The 16,251-nt window shown below is 49.2% G+C and carries 14 protein-coding genes, 1 tRNA gene and 1 pseudogene; 11 read left to right on the top strand and 5 right to left on the bottom strand.

What is annotated here, in order from left to right:
- Positions 1-9 precede the first annotated feature (9 nt).
- Entirely contained in the window at positions 10-1,467 is a 1,458-nt protein-coding gene (gene pepD / locus BH714_RS00370) for a cytosol nonspecific dipeptidase (protein ID WP_025205094.1), read from the bottom strand.
- A 260-nt stretch (positions 1,468-1,727) separates the two neighbouring features.
- Between pepD and gpt the strand changes: the two genes are divergently transcribed.
- From gpt to crl, 3 genes are all read left to right on the top strand, one after another.
- The gene (gene gpt / locus BH714_RS00375) at positions 1,728-2,186 is read left to right on the top strand and encodes a xanthine phosphoribosyltransferase (protein WP_010427903.1); all 459 of its coding nucleotides are present in this window, start codon (positions 1,728-1,730) and stop codon (positions 2,184-2,186) included.
- Positions 2,187-2,291: 105 nt separating this feature from the next.
- Entirely contained in the window at positions 2,292-3,536 is a 1,245-nt protein-coding gene (gene frsA, locus BH714_RS00380; protein WP_014168767.1) for an esterase FrsA, read from the top strand.
- 57 nt (positions 3,537-3,593) lie between these two features.
- Entirely contained in the window at positions 3,594-3,995 is a 402-nt protein-coding gene (gene crl / locus BH714_RS00385; RefSeq protein WP_020882784.1) for a sigma factor-binding protein Crl, read from the top strand.
- A 112-nt stretch (positions 3,996-4,107) separates the two neighbouring features.
- Here crl and phoE read toward each other — a convergent pair whose 3' ends face one another.
- Complete coding sequence (phoE, locus tag BH714_RS00390; protein ID WP_014168769.1) at positions 4,108-5,160, bottom strand: phosphoporin PhoE; 1,053 nt, start codon at positions 5,158-5,160, stop codon at positions 4,108-4,110.
- A gap of 305 nt (positions 5,161-5,465) precedes the next feature.
- Here phoE and proB point away from each other — a divergent pair, with 305 nt between their 5' ends.
- The 6 genes and pseudogenes from proB to BH714_RS00415 all read left to right on the top strand — a co-directional run bounded on the left by proB (position 5,466) and on the right by BH714_RS00415 (position 10,668).
- A complete protein-coding gene (gene proB, locus BH714_RS00395; protein WP_020882782.1) occupies positions 5,466-6,569 on the top strand; it encodes a glutamate 5-kinase in 1,104 nt (367 codons plus the stop codon).
- 11 nt (positions 6,570-6,580) lie between these two features.
- Positions 6,581-7,834, top strand: coding sequence for a glutamate-5-semialdehyde dehydrogenase (gene proA, locus BH714_RS00400; protein WP_040016762.1), 1,254 nt, complete (start codon positions 6,581-6,583; stop codon positions 7,832-7,834).
- 111 nt (positions 7,835-7,945) lie between these two features.
- Positions 7,946-8,021 (top strand) — tRNA-Thr (locus BH714_RS00405).
- A 192-nt stretch (positions 8,022-8,213) separates the two neighbouring features.
- Positions 8,214-8,306: pseudogene (locus BH714_RS24245) on the top strand (Arm DNA-binding domain-containing protein); the annotation flags it as partial.
- Between the two features lie 68 nt (positions 8,307-8,374).
- Positions 8,375-8,758, top strand: a complete 384-nt coding sequence (locus BH714_RS00410; protein ID WP_236918383.1) for a hypothetical protein — start codon at positions 8,375-8,377, stop codon at positions 8,756-8,758.
- A gap of 194 nt (positions 8,759-8,952) precedes the next feature.
- Positions 8,953-10,668, top strand: coding sequence for an AIPR family protein (locus BH714_RS00415; protein WP_040016763.1), 1,716 nt, complete (start codon positions 8,953-8,955; stop codon positions 10,666-10,668).
- 452 nt (positions 10,669-11,120) lie between these two features.
- On the opposite strand, the gene BH714_RS00420 is transcribed toward BH714_RS00415, so the two are convergent.
- Positions 11,121-11,762 (bottom strand): TetR/AcrR family transcriptional regulator, encoded by a 642-nt coding sequence (locus tag BH714_RS00420; protein ID WP_040016764.1) that lies wholly within the window; start codon positions 11,760-11,762, stop codon positions 11,121-11,123.
- A 108-nt stretch (positions 11,763-11,870) separates the two neighbouring features.
- On the opposite strand from BH714_RS00420, the gene BH714_RS00425 reads away from it, so the two are divergent.
- Positions 11,871-12,563, top strand: a complete 693-nt coding sequence (locus BH714_RS00425; RefSeq protein WP_040016765.1) for a DAPG hydrolase family protein — start codon at positions 11,871-11,873, stop codon at positions 12,561-12,563.
- 184 nt (positions 12,564-12,747) lie between these two features.
- Here BH714_RS00425 and BH714_RS00430 read toward each other — a convergent pair whose 3' ends face one another.
- On the bottom strand, positions 12,748-14,130 hold the full coding sequence (locus BH714_RS00430) for a carbohydrate binding domain-containing protein (RefSeq protein ID WP_236918384.1): 1,383 nt from the start codon (positions 14,128-14,130) through the stop codon (positions 12,748-12,750).
- 87 nt (positions 14,131-14,217) lie between these two features.
- Entirely contained in the window at positions 14,218-14,982 is a 765-nt protein-coding gene (locus BH714_RS00435) for a LecA/PA-IL family lectin (protein ID WP_040016767.1), read from the bottom strand.
- Between the two features lie 779 nt (positions 14,983-15,761).
- On the opposite strand from BH714_RS00435, the gene BH714_RS00440 reads away from it, so the two are divergent.
- Positions 15,762-16,121 (top strand): LecA/PA-IL family lectin, encoded by a 360-nt coding sequence (locus BH714_RS00440; protein WP_040016768.1) that lies wholly within the window; start codon positions 15,762-15,764, stop codon positions 16,119-16,121.
- Positions 16,122-16,251 lie beyond the last annotated feature (130 nt).

Consider the following 16,251-nt stretch of genomic DNA (forward strand, 5'->3'; position numbering starts at 1 on the left):
TACGGCGAATTACTTAGCAGGGATCGCTTTCAGCAGTTCAGTCAGCAGAGTCCAGTAATGACCCACGCTTTCAATATGAACCTGCTCATCCGGCGAGTGCGGGCCGGTAATGGTTGGCCCGATAGACACCATGTCCATGTTCGGATACGGTTTCTTGAACAGACCACACTCCAGACCGGCGTGGATCACCTGAATGTTCGGGGTACTGTTGAACAGACGCTGGTAAGTTTCACGCACCAGCGCCATCACCGGGGAACTTGCATCCGGCTGCCAGCCTGGGTAGCTACCTTTTGCGGATGTGCGTGCACCCGCCAGTTTACCCAGAGACTCCAGCATGCTCACCACATACTCTTTACCGCTGTCGATAAGCGAGCGGATCAGGCAGATGATCTCCGCGCTGTCATCGCTCATGGTGACCACGCCCACGTTCAGGGAGGTTTCGACCACGCCTTTCGCGACGTCTGAGTTACGAATTACGCCGTTTGGCGTCGCGTTCAGCAGCTGAACGAAGGCGTCACGAGACGGGGAGGTCAGTGCCGCTTTGTCGGTAGTCACGGACTCCAGCACCACGGTCAGGTTCTTCTCTTTCGCTGACAGTTCGTTTTTCAGGATATCCAGGTATACGCTGGAAAGCTTTTTCAGCTCGTCAGCTTTAGCTGCGGGTACTGCCACGGTCGTGAAGGCTTCACGCGGAATGGCATTGCGCAGTGTGCCACCGTTGAAATCCACCAGACGCAGATCCAGCTCAGCCGCGTGGCCAGCCAGGAAGCGTGCCAGCAGTTTGTTGGCGTTGCCCAGACCCAGGTGAATATCACCACCGGAGTGGCCGCCTTTCAGCCCTTTCAGCGTCAGCTTGAAGGTCTGGAAACCAGCAGGGATCGCTTCGCGGGACAGTGGCAGGGTCGTGATGAAATCAATCCCGCCGGCGCAGCCCATGTAGATCTCACCCTCTTCTTCAGAGTCGGTGTTGATCAGAATGTCCGCCTGCAGCCAGTTCGCCTGCAGACCGAACGCGCCGTCCATGCCTGCTTCTTCCGTCATGGTCAGCAGCACTTCCAGCGGGCCGTGTTCAACGCTGTCGTCCGCCAGGACCGCCAGAGCAGACGCCATGCCAATGCCGTTATCTGCACCAAGGGTCGTGCCGCGCGCTTTCACCCAGTCGCCATCGATGTAAGGCTGGATAGGGTCTTTGGTGAAGTCGTGAACGGTGTCGTTGTTTTTCTGTGGAACCATGTCCAGGTGCGCCTGCAGCACAACCGGTTTACGGTTTTCCATGCCTGCGGTCGCCGGTTTGCGGATCAGAATGTTGCCAACCTGGTCGCGTTCAGCATGCAGACCTTTTTCCTTCGCCCAGCCCATAATATGTTCGGCAAGCTGTTCTTCATGGTAGGAAGGGTGGGGAATGGAACAGATTTTGGCAAAAATATCCCACAGTGGCTGTGGAGATAATTGAGACAGTTCAGACACGATAAGTCTCCTTGTCGATGCCTTGCAAAGCGAGTTGCAGGTCACAGGGTTAGCAGGTTAATAGTTACCACAAGACAGGCTTGCGAGATGCAACTGAGAATACCACTTTCTCCGGTGGCTGGTAGCATAAAGCATGTAAAAACTCAGGCTCCGGGCGCTAAACACTGGTTTTTAGTGCGCCAGATCTCTATAATCTCGCGCAACCTATTTCCCCCTCGAACACTTTTTAAGCCGTATACAAACAGGCTGGGACACTTCACATGAGCGAAAAATACGTCGTCACCTGGGACATGTTGCAGATTCACGCACGCAAACTGGCTGCGCGTCTGATGCCTTCCGAACAGTGGAAAGGCATTATTGCCGTCAGCCGTGGCGGTCTGGTACCGGGGGCGTTGCTGGCACGTGAGCTGGGTATTCGTCATGTCGATACCGTATGCATCTCCAGCTATGACCATGACAACCAGCGTGAGCTGACCGTGCTGAAACGTGCGGAAGGCGACGGTGAAGGCTTCATCGTTATCGACGACCTGGTTGATACCGGCGGTACCGCGGTGGCTATCCGCGAAATGTATCCAAAAGCCCACTTCGTCACCATTTTCGCGAAGCCAGCAGGCCGCCCTCTGGTTGACGATTACGTGATTGATATCCCTCAGGATACCTGGATTGAACAGCCATGGGATATGGGCGTGGTATTTGTACCACCAATCTCTGGTCGTTAATTCTCTTACGCACTTATTTAACGCCCGGTGATACCGGGCGTTGTTTTTTTTAGTCTGACGCGCGTTACAATAGTCTCTATATGACGTATTCATGGAGGCAACGTAATGACGCAGGCGAATCTCACCGAGACTCTCTTCAAACCCCGTTTCAAACATCCTGAAACGTCGACGCTGGTGCGCCGGTTTAATCCGGGGACCATGCCTGCCGTCCAGTCTGCATTAGACGGTAAAAACGTGCCCCACTGGTACCGCATGATTAACCGTCTGATGTGGATCTGGCGCGGTATTGATCCCCGTGAAATCCTTGATGTGCAGGCGCGTATCGTGATGAGCGAAGCCGAGCGCACCGACAGTGAACTCTACGATACGGTCGTGGGTTATCGCGGGGGAAACTGGATCTACGAATGGTCTAAACAGGCGATGCTCTGGCAGCAAAAAGCCAGCCAGGAAGAGGATGCCACGCTCAGCGGCAAACACTGGCTGCATGCGGCCAACCTCTATGCTATTGCCGCATACCCGCATTTGAAAGGTGATGAGCTGGCCGAGCAGGCTCAGGCGCTGGCGAATCGCGCCTACGAAGAGGCCGCTCAACGCTTACCGGGCCGGATGCGTGAGCTGGAGTTTACCATCCCGGGTGGCGCGCCCGTCACCGGGTTCCTGCATATGCCAGAAGGCGAAGGTCCGTTCCCGACCGTTCTGATGTGCGGTGGGCTGGATTCACTGCAAATCGACTATTACAGCCTGTATGAGCGTTACTTCGCACCAAAAGGGATCGCGATGCTGACGCTGGATATGCCCTCAATTGGCTTTTCATCCAAATGGAAACTGACTCAGGACTCGAGTCTTCTGCACCAGCATGCATTAAAAGCGCTGGAAAACATTCCATGGGTTGACCACACGCGTGTTGCTGCATTTGGCTTCCGTTTTGGCGCCAACGTCGCCGTGCGTCTGGCTTACCTTGAAGCTTCACGCCTGAAGGCCGTCGCCTGTCTCGGCCCGGTGGTGCACGCTCTGCTCAGCGATCCGACCCGGCAGGGCCGCGTGCCGGAAATGTACCTTGATGTGTTGGCCAGCCGCCTTGGCATGCATGATGCATCAGACGAAGCGCTGCGCGTTGAACTCAATCGTTACTCGCTAAAAACGCAGGGGTTGCTGGGACGGCGTTGCCCTACGCCGATGATGTCAGGTTACTGGAAAAACGATCCCTTCAGTCCCGAAGAGGAGTCACGCTTAATCACTTCGTCATCAGCGGATGGCAAATTGCTTGAGGTACCGTTCAGCCCGGTGTACCAGAATTTTGACAAAGCATTGAGAGAGATCACACGCTGGATCGCGCAGAGATTGTGTTAATAGATTGCTAAATTTTGCTGGTTTGGTAAAACAGTGGCTTCACAAAAGGAGATCGCAATGACGTTACCGAGTGGACACCCGAAAAGTAGACTGATCAAGAAGTTTATGGCTCTCGGCCCGTATATTCGAGAAGAGCAGTGTGAAGAAAATCGCTTTTTTTTCGACTGCCTGGCTGTATGCGTCAACGTGAAGCCTGCACCCGAAAAACGTGAATTCTGGGGCTGGTGGATGGAAATGGAAGCGGAAGAAAAACGTTTTACGTATAGCTACCAGTTCGGCCTGTTTAATAAAGACGGCTACTGGCAAACAGCCCCAATCAAAGACCAGGAAGTGATCGACCGCCTGGAGCATACTTTGAAAGAGTACCTCGAAAAGGCAAGAGCACTGCTGGCCACCCTGGATCTGAAGCTTGAACCCGCGGATAACTTTTCCAGCGAAGCGGTTAAGCTGACGGCGTAATCGCGATATTTCTCTCTCTCTTCGCGAGGGATGGGGTGAGGGCAGTAAACCCGACCCCCTCCAGGCAAAAAAAATCCCGGCATCTGCGCCGGGATTTTTTATTTCAACAATATCAGAACTGGTAGGTCATACCCAGAGCAACGATGTCATCGCTGCTCACGCCCAGTTTATTGTCGTCATCAATCTGGTTGATTTTATAATCAACAAACGCGGACATATTCTTGTTGAAATAATAGGTCGCGCCCACGTCGATGTATTTCACCAGATCTTCGTCACCCACACCTTCGATATCCTTGCCTTTAGACTGGACATAACCCAGGGACGGACGCAGACCGAAATCGAACTGGTATTGTGCAACAACTTCAAAGTTCTGAGCCTTATTCGCAAAACCACCCGAAATTGGGGTCATATTACGAGTTTCAGAGTACATCGCTGCCAGATAAATATCGTTAGCGTCATATTTCAGACCGGTTGCCCATGCTTCCGCTTTTTTACCTTCACCGCGCGTCAGCAGGTTTTGTGCGTTAGTACGGTCAGAGTTGGTGTAGGCACCGCTGACGGCGAAGTCGCTGCCACCGAAGTCATAGGTCAGAGAGGTACCGAAACCGTCACCGTTCTGTTTTTTGACGTCGCGGTTTTCGTTTTTGCCCTGATACTGCAGGGTCATATCCAGGCCATCAACCGCACCGAAGAAGTCGGTGTTACGGTAGGTGGCAAGACCGCTCGCACGTTTGGTCATGAAGTTATCAGTCTGGGCTGAAGAGTCACCACCGAACTCAGGGAACATATCGGTCCAGGCTTCAACGTCGTACAGTGCGCCCAGGTTACGACCGTAATCCAGAGAGCCAATGTCTTTCAGTTTCAGACCAGCAAACGCCAGACGCGTTTTCTGTGTAGAGTCGCTTTCTGCTTTGTTACCGGCAAATTCAGCTTCCCAACGGCCATAGCCCGTCAGCTGATCGTTAATCTGTGTTTCGCCTTTAAAACCGAAACGGACGTAAGTCTGGTCACCATCTTTAGTGTCATCATCGCTGATGTAGTGCATTGCTTTAACTTTGCCGTATACGTCCAGTTTATTACCGTTTTTATTATAAACTTCGGCTGCGTGTACAGATGCGGAAGCCACAACGCCCATTACCACTAATGCCAGTGTGCTCTTTTTCATTTTCGATCCTGTCTTATAAACGCGCTAAAAAAATTCGCTGGACGATAAGCTCATGCTTAAGTCCCGTGAAAAAACAGAAAGGGTTTTAACGTTACGCAATGAAACTTTTATGACAAATTAAGAATAATTTTAAAAAACTGTGATTTATTATTTCGGTAATAAAACTGTCAAATTTTGCCGCTACGCTTCCTGATCCCGCGCAACAAAGTGTTTCGCGATGTGCTAAGGCAGTTGGCAACGGGGCTGACACCTGTTAAAACGTTCGTTTGACATCATTTTCCCTTATCGTTGAACGGCAGAGAATCATGAGTGACAGCCAGACGCTGGTGGTAAAACTCGGTACCAGTGTTTTAACAGGCGGATCGCGCCGCCTTAATCGCGCCCACATTGTTGAGCTTGTACGTCAGTGCGCTCAGTTGCATGCCGCAGGGCATCGTATTGTGATTGTGACCTCCGGGGCGATTGCCGCCGGGCGTGAACACCTGGGTTACCCCGAACTCCCCGCGACGATCGCCTCGAAACAGCTGCTGGCCGCCGTGGGACAAAGCCGACTCATTCAACTCTGGGAACAGCTGTTTTCTATCTATGGCATCCACGTCGGGCAGATGCTGCTGACGCGTGCGGATATGGAAGACCGGGAGCGTTTCCTGAACGCGCGCGATACGCTGCGTGCGCTGCTGGATAACAACATCGTTCCCGTCATTAACGAAAACGATGCCGTTGCCACCGCTGAAATCAAAGTGGGTGATAACGATAACCTCTCGGCACTGGCCGCGATTCTGGCAGGCGCTGATAAATTACTGCTCCTGACCGACCAGCAGGGGCTCTTCACCGCCGACCCGCGTTCAAATCCAGATGCTGAACTGATTACCGATGTACACGGTATCGACGATGCGCTACGCGCCATCGCAGGTGACAGCGTTTCAGGCCTCGGGACCGGCGGGATGGGGACCAAACTGCAGGCTGCCGACGTGGCATGCCGTGCCGGTATCGACACCATCATTGCCGCGGGCAGCCGTCCTGGCGTGATTGGCGACGTGATGGAAGGCATCTCCGTGGGAACCCGCTTCCATGCGCAAGCCTCCCCGCTGGAGAACCGCAAACGCTGGATCTTTGGCGCACCGCCGGCAGGCGAACTCACCGTTGATGAAGGGGCGACCGCCGCAATTCTGGAAAGAGGGAGCTCATTACTTCCTAAAGGAATTAAAAGCGTGACAGGCAACTTCTCACGTGGTGAAGTGATCCGTATCCGTAATCTCGAAGGTCGTGACATCGCCCACGGCGTAAGCCGCTACAACAGCGATGCCCTGCGCCGTATTGCGGGTCACCATTCACAGCAGATCGACGCCATTCTGGGTTATGAATATGGCCCGGTTGCCGTGCATCGTGATGACATGATTATTCGTTAAGGAGCCAGAAAATGCTGGAACAAATGGGCGTAGCCGCGAAGGCCGCCTCTTACAAACTGGCGCTCCTTTCCAGCCGCGAGAAAAACCGCGTGCTGGAAAAAATCGCTGATTATCTGGAATCGCAGTCGCAGGAGATTCTGCTCGCCAACGAGCAGGATCTGCTGGAAGCGCGTCGCAATGGCCTGAGCGAAGCAATGCTTGACCGCCTGGCGCTGACCCCGGCACGTCTGAAAGGCATCGCTGACGATGTCCGCCAGGTCTGCAATCTTGCCGATCCGGTAGGTCAGGTCATTGACGGTGGGCTGCTCGACAGCGGGCTGCGCCTTGAGCGTCGTCGCGTGCCGCTGGGCGTTATTGGCGTGATCTATGAAGCCCGTCCCAACGTTACGGTTGATGTCGCTTCCCTGTGCCTGAAGACCGGCAACGCTGCCATTCTGCGTGGCGGGAAAGAGACCTGGCGTACCAACGCCGCGACCGTAAACGTTATCCAGCTGGCGCTGGAAGAGTGCGGCCTGCCGGCAGGTGCCGTACAGGCAATCGAGAGCCCGGACCGTGCGCTGGTGAACGAGATGCTGCGCATGGATAAATACATCGACATGCTGATCCCACGCGGTGGCGCGGGCCTGCACAAGCTGTGCCGTGAGCAGTCGACCATTCCTGTGATCACGGGCGGTATCGGCGTGTGCCATATCGTGGTTGATGACAGTGCCGAGATTGAACCGGCGCTCAAGATTATCGTCAATGCCAAAACCCAGCGTCCAAGCACCTGTAATACGGTTGAAACGCTGCTGGTGCATCAGGGCATCGCCAATACCTTCCTGCCTGCTCTGAGCAAACAGATGGCCGAAAGCGGCGTGACGCTGCACGCGGATGCCAACGCGCTGGCACTGCTGAAAGACGGCCCGGCGACGGTGGTACCGGTCAAAGCGGAACAGTACGACGACGAATTTCTGTCGCTGGATTTGAACGTGAAGGTGGTTGCGAGCCTTGACGATGCCATTGCTCACATCCGTGAACATGGTACCCAGCACTCGGATGCGATTCTGACGCGCACCCTGCGCAATGCCGATCGCTTTGTGAATGAGGTGGACTCCTCCGCCGTGTACGTGAATGCCTCAACCCGCTTCACCGACGGTGGCCAGTTCGGCCTGGGCGCAGAAGTTGCTGTCAGCACGCAAAAACTGCATGCAAGAGGCCCGATGGGCCTGGAAGCACTGACCACCTACAAGTGGATCGGCTTCGGTGATGATACGATTCGTGCGTAAATAATCACGGGTGATGCAAAAATAGCCGTTTGATTCAAAAGGGCATTGACGCATCACCCGGTTAGATCTAACCTTTTGCCCCGTGGTTACGCTCGTAACCGGCCTTTCAGGGCCGATATAGCTCAGTTGGTAGAGCAGCGCATTCGTAATGCGAAGGTCGTAGGTTCGACTCCTATTATCGGCACCATCCTAACGTCTCCCAAAGTCGACTAAATTTCACCAAAATCCCTTATATCCTGCGCTCTGAAACCTTTTAGTACCTCCACGTCTACAAAAATCTCCTGAAATCAATGGTCAGTAGGTGCAAGGGTATTTGTATTTCGGTCTTAAGTAGGTATCTCCAGGTGAAACTTAATGCCACTAAGAGAAGGCTTACAAGTTGTCCGATGGTGATGGTCTGTATTTCTTGATCAAACCTTATGGCGGCAAATACTGGCGCTTAAAATATCATGTAGCCGGTATAGAGAAGCTGGGTTAGTCGGCAGAAGGTTTACGGCTGGATAGCCCGCGGTGAAATTGTAATTTCAGGCGATAAAGTGGATGTCGAAGCATCGCAGGCTAAACAAAATTCTGCTGGTGCGCGAACACCAGACTGAAATGACATGGGCGCAGGCCGCCGCATGGGTATGGAAGCATGACGGCGGGAAAGAGTTGCCGGCTGATATTGATGCTGGCCAGCGTATAGAGGCAGCAGCCGCTGAGCTGGGTTTTGATGTTCAGCACGAGCCCGATGAACAATTGCTGATTCTCTTCCGGCCGGATGAAGAAACCCACAGCTTCTATGGCAAAGACCGTGCAGCAGGCGCTTTACGGTTTCTTCGTTCTGAGCTGGCCTACGTTACCACAATGCACCCCGATACGCCGGATGACTGGAACAAAACAGGTTTAATGGCGCTCTGCCTGCTGGACGGCGAAAAACTGTAAACCCCCAGCCTAACCCAGCCCCTCAAACAGCACCGCCAGCGGGGATTTTTGGCTACACGCGCTCTAAGTTACTGTTGCTTAAAACTGTACCAATATAACCTACAATATTTGATTTAAAGAGCGGGAGATCACAAGCAGAAATCAGTCCTGTAAGGCATAATGGATAAAAATCATCTGTTTAAAAGGACTATACGATGTCGCATGTAAGTATCAATGATTTTAAGTTGCTTAATATTAAATGCCAAAAATACTTTGATTTATTCAGTAAAACTAATCAATTTGTTCAAGAAGTGAATGAACTTAAGTTACAACAAAGGTTTGGTTTTTATCTCTTCATGCTTGAATCATTATGTAATGAAAAAGATATAGATCGAATTAGTGATTACATTACAGATACTGAATACAACTCGTATTTATATGGTAACCGAAATGATGATCATGGTATTGATGCAATATTTATAGATAGTGAAGATAAGGAAATCAAGTTATTTAATTTTAAGTTCAGAGAACGATTCAAAGTTGACCAGAAGCAAAGTTTCAATGAGGCTTTTGTATCAACAAAACTTGTGAATTGTATTATGAATGAAAGTGTCGATGGATTAGAAGGCAAGTTGGCGTTGTATGTGACAAAAATCAATGAATTACTCAATGGGAATGAAGTATGGAAACTTTCTTTATATATGGTGAGCAATGAAGCTTTGCCTATAGAACATGATGAAAGTGCTATCCAACAATTGAAAAATGTATATGACATGGAAGTAATATCTATATGCCTTCCACATATAACAAGTATTATGTCAATACGTCCCGCTCCAATTAATGCGGAATTGATTATCGACAATGATTCTCTCATGTCTTATTCAGAGAGTTCAATTTCGACATCAAAATCGTATGTTATCAGACTAAATGCTGCCGATGTAATAAGAATTACTTGTCGCAATGCTGATTTGCGCGGAGATCACAATTGTGAGAACTTTGAATTACTGGCAAACGAAAAAATAGATTTTGGGGTTCTTTTCGATAACGTCAGGGGGTTTGTTCAACGCTCGCGCTATAATGCAGGTATAGCCAAAACCTTGCGTGAAGAACCAAATAAATTATTCATGTATAACAATGGGTTAACGATAGTATCTAATGATATTAAAGCTCACCCAGTAAATGGTCACAGGAAGGTTAGAATTAGTTTATCAGGAATCCAAGTCTTAAATGGTGGGCAAACGCTTAGAACACTTCATGATTTTAACGCGGTGGATAAATCAAATATTACAGAATATATTTCAAAAGGCGAACTTCTTGTTCGGATATTCAATGCGTCCAATAATGAAACTGCAAATAAAATAGCGGAATACACAAACAGTCAAAACTCTATTTCTAATGTAGACTTGAAATCATTAAGCACATTGCAAATACAACTAGAACAACTACTGGATGAGCATGGTATTATTTATTCTAGAAAAAATGGCGATACCGGGATTCATGATGAAAAAGAATACCGATACAAAATTAGTATGGAGCAATTCGGTCAGATACTTTTCGCTTATCAAGGTTTTCCTGAAAAATCTTCAAACCAAAAGCAACATATTTTTGGAAAATACTACGATAGTATTTTCAGCGAGGATAATTTTAATATTTCAAATGCACCACAGTTAGTGGAAAGTTATTACGAAATCAAAAAGGCTTATTCATCTTCAACCGATAGCATACAGAAAATAGAACAGAAGATTTTCTATATAATTTATATGCATAAAGTCAGAGAAGATTGGAGCTATGAAAAATGCATCAATATGCTTGAAGAAGCTTTATATTCTTATTATCCGCTCAGCGATGTTAGCCTCACTGATGCACGAAAAATGATTCAGGTACGATTCAGGGAATCAGTGTACGAAATGTTGTCCGATAATGAGCTTTAGTTTGTGCTTTTAAATATTAGAGGGTTCTATTTTGAACCCTCTTTTTTAATTTATAACTTATCTTCATTTCGTGCGGTAAATTTTACACCTTGGTTATCATTTGCTCAGTACTTAAAGAATAAATAAAAGTGATGATTGTTTGTCCATGTTCATAGTCGGCAGTGCGGGGGGATTTTTGGGGGTATCTTAGAAATTGAAATGAATAAAATTACTCATGAATTAATTAAATAATAGGTGTTGTTTTATTCATATTATCGCGACAAAAATCAATTAAAAACAACAAATTAAATAGTTTGTCAGTCCCAGGTTACGATCTTTTTCATATTCTATAACCAACAGTTACCGCTATGGTTAACAGTTGCTATCAGAGATGTAAGTACGTAGCGACCCGTAGTTGTATAGCTCGAACAGATACTAAGCGTGACACTCCACACGAATCGCCACGTACTATGTTATTCATCACCATGCCTGAATATAAGTAAAATAAAAGGCATACAAGAATCCAAATGTGCCTCAATATCTGCTTTCTCAATGGGATCAGTTAAACCAATCGCTGCCTGCCGAAGAGGTTCGGCGACACACATGGCGAGTATGACTTTGGCACTGGTATCTGCAGGTAACATCGGCAACCAGCCCTGTTTTTGCTGTCGTGTAATCCACTCTGTGAGTAATTGTTGGCCGCGCGCTATGCCATTTTCAGTGTATTTCTTGAGGAGATCATCTTTACCAGGAAATTCAGTATTGAGAAGACGAAACATTTTCACGGCGGTTACTGATAGCGCCTGACCACAAATCGCAGCCAGTAATTTTCTTAACGCCGGTAAAACGTCATTCTTATCTGTCGGATCGCTCTGCAGGAGTGGGGCATAGTTATCCGTCCAGTTTCGAACCGAAAGGCCAAGCAATTCCTCCCTGTTTTTCGCAAAGCGATAGACGGTCTTTTTGGCAACGCCTGCATGCGATGCAACCGCCTCAATTGTTGTGGCGTCATAGCCTTTGTCAAAGAGCAAGGCCATCGCGCTACCAATGATTTGTTTCTTCACCTCTTCCTCAGGGACTGAGGGGCGTCCGCGTGGTTTGGTTGGTTGGGTCACCCTTGAGATTCCTTTTCGCTTGTCATACGACCATTCTATCGGTAATGTTTAGGAAACGCACTTCGTTTCCTAAATGGTTCGAACTTCCCAATGCTAATGGAGAAAAAAATGCGACAACACGATATTGCCAGGCCCTGGCTGGATTATTCGGCATTGCTTGATCCTTCTCCCATGCCGCTGGAGACAGGTATTAAACGTCTGGATGACGGGAGTCTGCTGGTCGCCGTACGCACCGATTTACATGGCTGCAAAGGACGTATGATTAACTGGTGGTTTACCTTCTTTGAAACGACGCAGCATATAAAATGGTGGCATCCCGTTGATCATGTTGAACATCGTGGATGGGACGCCAACTGGAAGCGTGGGGAAAGTTTTTACGGCGCAAGCATCCATGCCGTTGAATCATTAGCTGAAATCCCTCCCATTCCCGCGCGTCTTAAATTCCATCACCCTGCATCGGTATTTGGCGAAATGGCTGTCGACAAGGCAATGGGGGATGGGAGTGTCTCGGCAATCATTGCCGCAAGGATAGGCTTCGGTGAAAAAACTGAACTGGATAGCCAGGGCGACCCGCTGGACGGACAAATGCTACATGTTGTCCGGGATACGCCTTTTGGTTGTGTGCTGCGTAGCCGGTTTATTCTGGGTATGAGTAATGACGACCACGCTGAACCTGCCGATGACGTCGGATTAGCGCTTATGCGACACTGTTATACAGAGTTCACGTTCTTGTCTCGTTTCCTGCCTTCTCTGTATTACGGCGAGAAAGCGAATGATGAGAAAATTGCGCTTCCCTGGTAACACGCAGGTTTAACTGCTCAGGTAAACCTGTCGACGAGGGTAATCATGCCCACCGTGTATTACCGGGCCAGACCAACGTTATCTCAAGCGTGACGCACACTGGCTAAGCAGTGATGCCTGGTTTAACCAACGCGTAGCCAAACCGGCATCACTTCATATCTGAAATGAAGTCAGCGTAACAAAATCAATCGACGGATTTTACTGTGATTCCAGTAATGCTGAAATCGTTACCATCGCCGCTGGCTTTATGGCTGAAAATTTCCAGCACATTATCGCCCTGTGCCGCCGTAAACTCTCCTGACAGCGTGACCCACTCGCCTTTCACGGCAAGTGCTGTAACCGAGGTAATATCCTGGCCTGCCACCCGCAGTGACAGTTCGGGTATCACCTTGTAGTCATTGTCCCTGCGAGCCTGAAGGCTGAAGCGATAGCGTTTCCCCGGCTGGAGTTCCGAATAATGTTTATAAAGCAGCACACCATTGTGTGTCCGACCTTTAACATTGGTGGTCGGAAAACGAATCATGGTCGCGCCACCTTCTGAGTAAAACTCATGCTCAGGCGTTGCCGGTCCAAATTGCCAGTTATTCAGATGATTATTCGTAAACTTACTCTCATCCAGGAAAGGTGTTGGTTCGGGACTGACAGGGGCAGTGTCCGGCGCAGCGGGGGGTGAGGAGGGGGTCACCGGTTTGTTGTGATGTTCCTGACACGGGCAAGGGGGCGTATTCTCTTTGCAACGACAGTCGCTGGCGCAAGCGTCAATCAGGTTCTTAAGTACATCAGCAAGCGTATTCACCGCCCGGACAATCTCAGGGGCCTGTGCGCACAGATCGCTGCCATTACCGGGCGTCTTCGCTGGCGTTTTGCCTTCCAGCGCATCTGCTTCTTCTTTTTTGTTCGCCACGCTGTCGTGTTGCGTGGCCTTACTGGCGCAAATGGTGCTTTTTAAAACCGAGGCAAAATCGGCAATGCCGGAGGTGTAGATATAATGCTCACCACCCGTACGAAGCGCCAGGCGCTTGTATTCCCGAACCATGGCTTTCTCATCATCCGGGGTGGGATAAGGTAATGAGACATGAGGCGTGCCCAGATAGGAGTGGATTTTGACACCGTACTCCAGGGCGGTGGCAATGGCATCATCGCAGGCTTTGATGCGGCCCGCATCCAGGGTCATCTCCCCGCCTTTCAGACTTTCGTCTCCCAGCACAAAAACATTCTTTTCAGCGCCGTCACGCCAGTTGTAATGACGGATAACGTCCTCCGCAGCAGGCGCCACATCTTCCTGAGCGGGGTTCCCCTCTTTGACATACTCTCTGCCTTTCAGGGCGGACGGGTTAGCACCAGCCTCGCTCGTCAGGAACTGACGGACCGTTTTATTAAATTTGGTGCCGGCAAAAACGCCTTCGATACCCAGAAAATCAGTTCGTAAATCCGAAGGGCAGGCTTTTCTGGCCTCCTCAATGGCGCTCTCAAGTTTTGCACAGAGCGCTTCCGCTTCATCCTTCATTGAAAGACTGCTGTCGATGATGAAAACCAAATCAACTTTTTTATTGTCCATAATGCTCATATCAGGGGCTCCATTAACGTTCATTTTTGTTTTCCAGTGAACCGGCAGGGAAGGCAGTGGATGGCATGTTGCCTCCCTGCGGGCATTTCAACCGAGCACAACAAACCTGACGTCATAGCCTCCCGTATTATTGGCGTATTCAGACGCAACATTTGTATCGTTAAAAATGAATGAAATTTCGCCATCAGCAGGGACTTCCCAGTCGCTACCACCGCTTCCGATACCGTAAATATGCTCACCCGCTTTGATCAGTAATTTCCCCGCCAGTGCTTCTGGCAGGACAAAAGTGGGATCCGGTTTTTGCGCTGACGGATGCTGGCTGTCGCCGTCAGGTCCAAAGCTGCGACCGCGGCTGTCATACTGAGCGGTACCGGCAGCAATCAGCATCACCTTGTCCCCTTTGCTCACGGATACGCCGGTGTGGGTCCAGTCACTGCGTGTTGCGGGAACATGACCTTTCCAGTCCGCCTTTTGAGCCGCCGCTTTCTTTTCGTCTTCAGCGATATACACAACCGCGCTGAAAGCGCCGCTGTTGTCGCGATGTGAAGAGTCACTGACCACGAGAATCAGCTCGCCGTCTTCCGGTACCGACCACTGGTAAACACCACTGCCAACGTCATAGCTTTTTCCGGATGCACTGAATCGGGCTTTCAGCACCTTATCGTTCCGTAAGACAAAGCCCTCTTTTAGCCTGCCGTATGGCGATGCCAGGGCGTAGTCTTCCTTACCGTATTTAATCCATCCTTCCGCAATAATACTGATTTTTTGCCCGGCTTTTAGTTTAAGTCCGGTATTAATGCCCGTGTCAGCAGTTGCGTCGATATTGCCCGACCATGCAGGTGAAACAGTCATATAATTCTCCGTAATCGTGACAGCGTCCAGCTTGTCAGTGGTATGAGGTAATAAATAGTCTACAGATAATGATTTTTGTTACTCAGGGGTATGGCATTCACAATTAGAATATAAACAGATACGCCACTCAGCAAATAATATTCTGGAAATGATGCTGATGATTTCCGTTCGTCTCCCGTCTGCTGCAGTTCTGCGAATTAAACATTAGGATTAATCTCATGCTGTGTTTTGTTAATCCAGAGCGGTAATGTGTGTGAGTGAGAGGTATATGTTGAAACCAAAAGAGTAATACACAGGGTAACTAAGTGGATACTTGTTAACCCATTCCTTTTCCGTCGGGGAGGCGAGAAATTAAGTGGAGAGGTAGAGGTTTTTTATTGGACGGATATCACGACAGGCGGTGCTGTAATGCGCCCTCTCACTGCTTTGCGTACCTATTATTACCGCCATTCGGGTATGGTAATTAATTTACTAAAGGTATAATTACAGTCATGATTTAAAGTGCGATTACTCCTATAGTTAACATTAAGATCAATTATAAATCAGTGAGTTAGTGGTTGGTTGTGTTGGTGGATTTATATAAATCGCAGCGTAAAAAAAGAAATCGCATTATTCTTTCGACATAAGTCTGGAAAAGGTAAATATATTCATATGCATCCATGATGAAACGTTATGAATACTAAATGTGATGTCTGTCACATGCCGGGGAGTTTTGTCTTTGATTGATGCAAAGCACGCATCAAATGTAATGTTAATGAAATTTGATAAAGGAGAATAGCATGACGGCTAAGCCAGATTGGTCCGGAGAAGTTCCTGCAAATATTCCTGCCGGTATTAATACAGGCCTGCAACTGAATGCCGGTGATGAGATAACGATAATGGCCTCTGGCTGGATTAAATACGGTAAAGAAGAATTTGCGCTGGCGGTGCCGGATGGCAGGGTGAAAGAAGGGCTCATTACCTGCAATGATAAGGTGCTGAAGGCGAGATTTGATACCTCTGGAAAAGGTTATGATATAGGCGGTGGAGTTTATAAATGGGCGGCTCCCCAAAGCGGTACCCTGCATCTGTATATTGCCGATACAGAGGCTGGATACTCTGATAATACCGGCAGTTTCAGCGTCAATGTATATCGGTAAGAACGGGTCGTTTCGGATACAGCGATTTCAGCCTCATTGATATGGCGGCAGGGATTATGTCCGGCGTTCTCAAACCGATATCTTATTCATTCCAATATTATTCGCAGAAGTCAGCAGATGATAAGAAGAC

The sequence above is a fragment of the Enterobacter ludwigii genome, from assembly GCF_001750725.1.
Classification (GTDB): domain Bacteria; phylum Pseudomonadota; class Gammaproteobacteria; order Enterobacterales; family Enterobacteriaceae; genus Enterobacter; species Enterobacter ludwigii.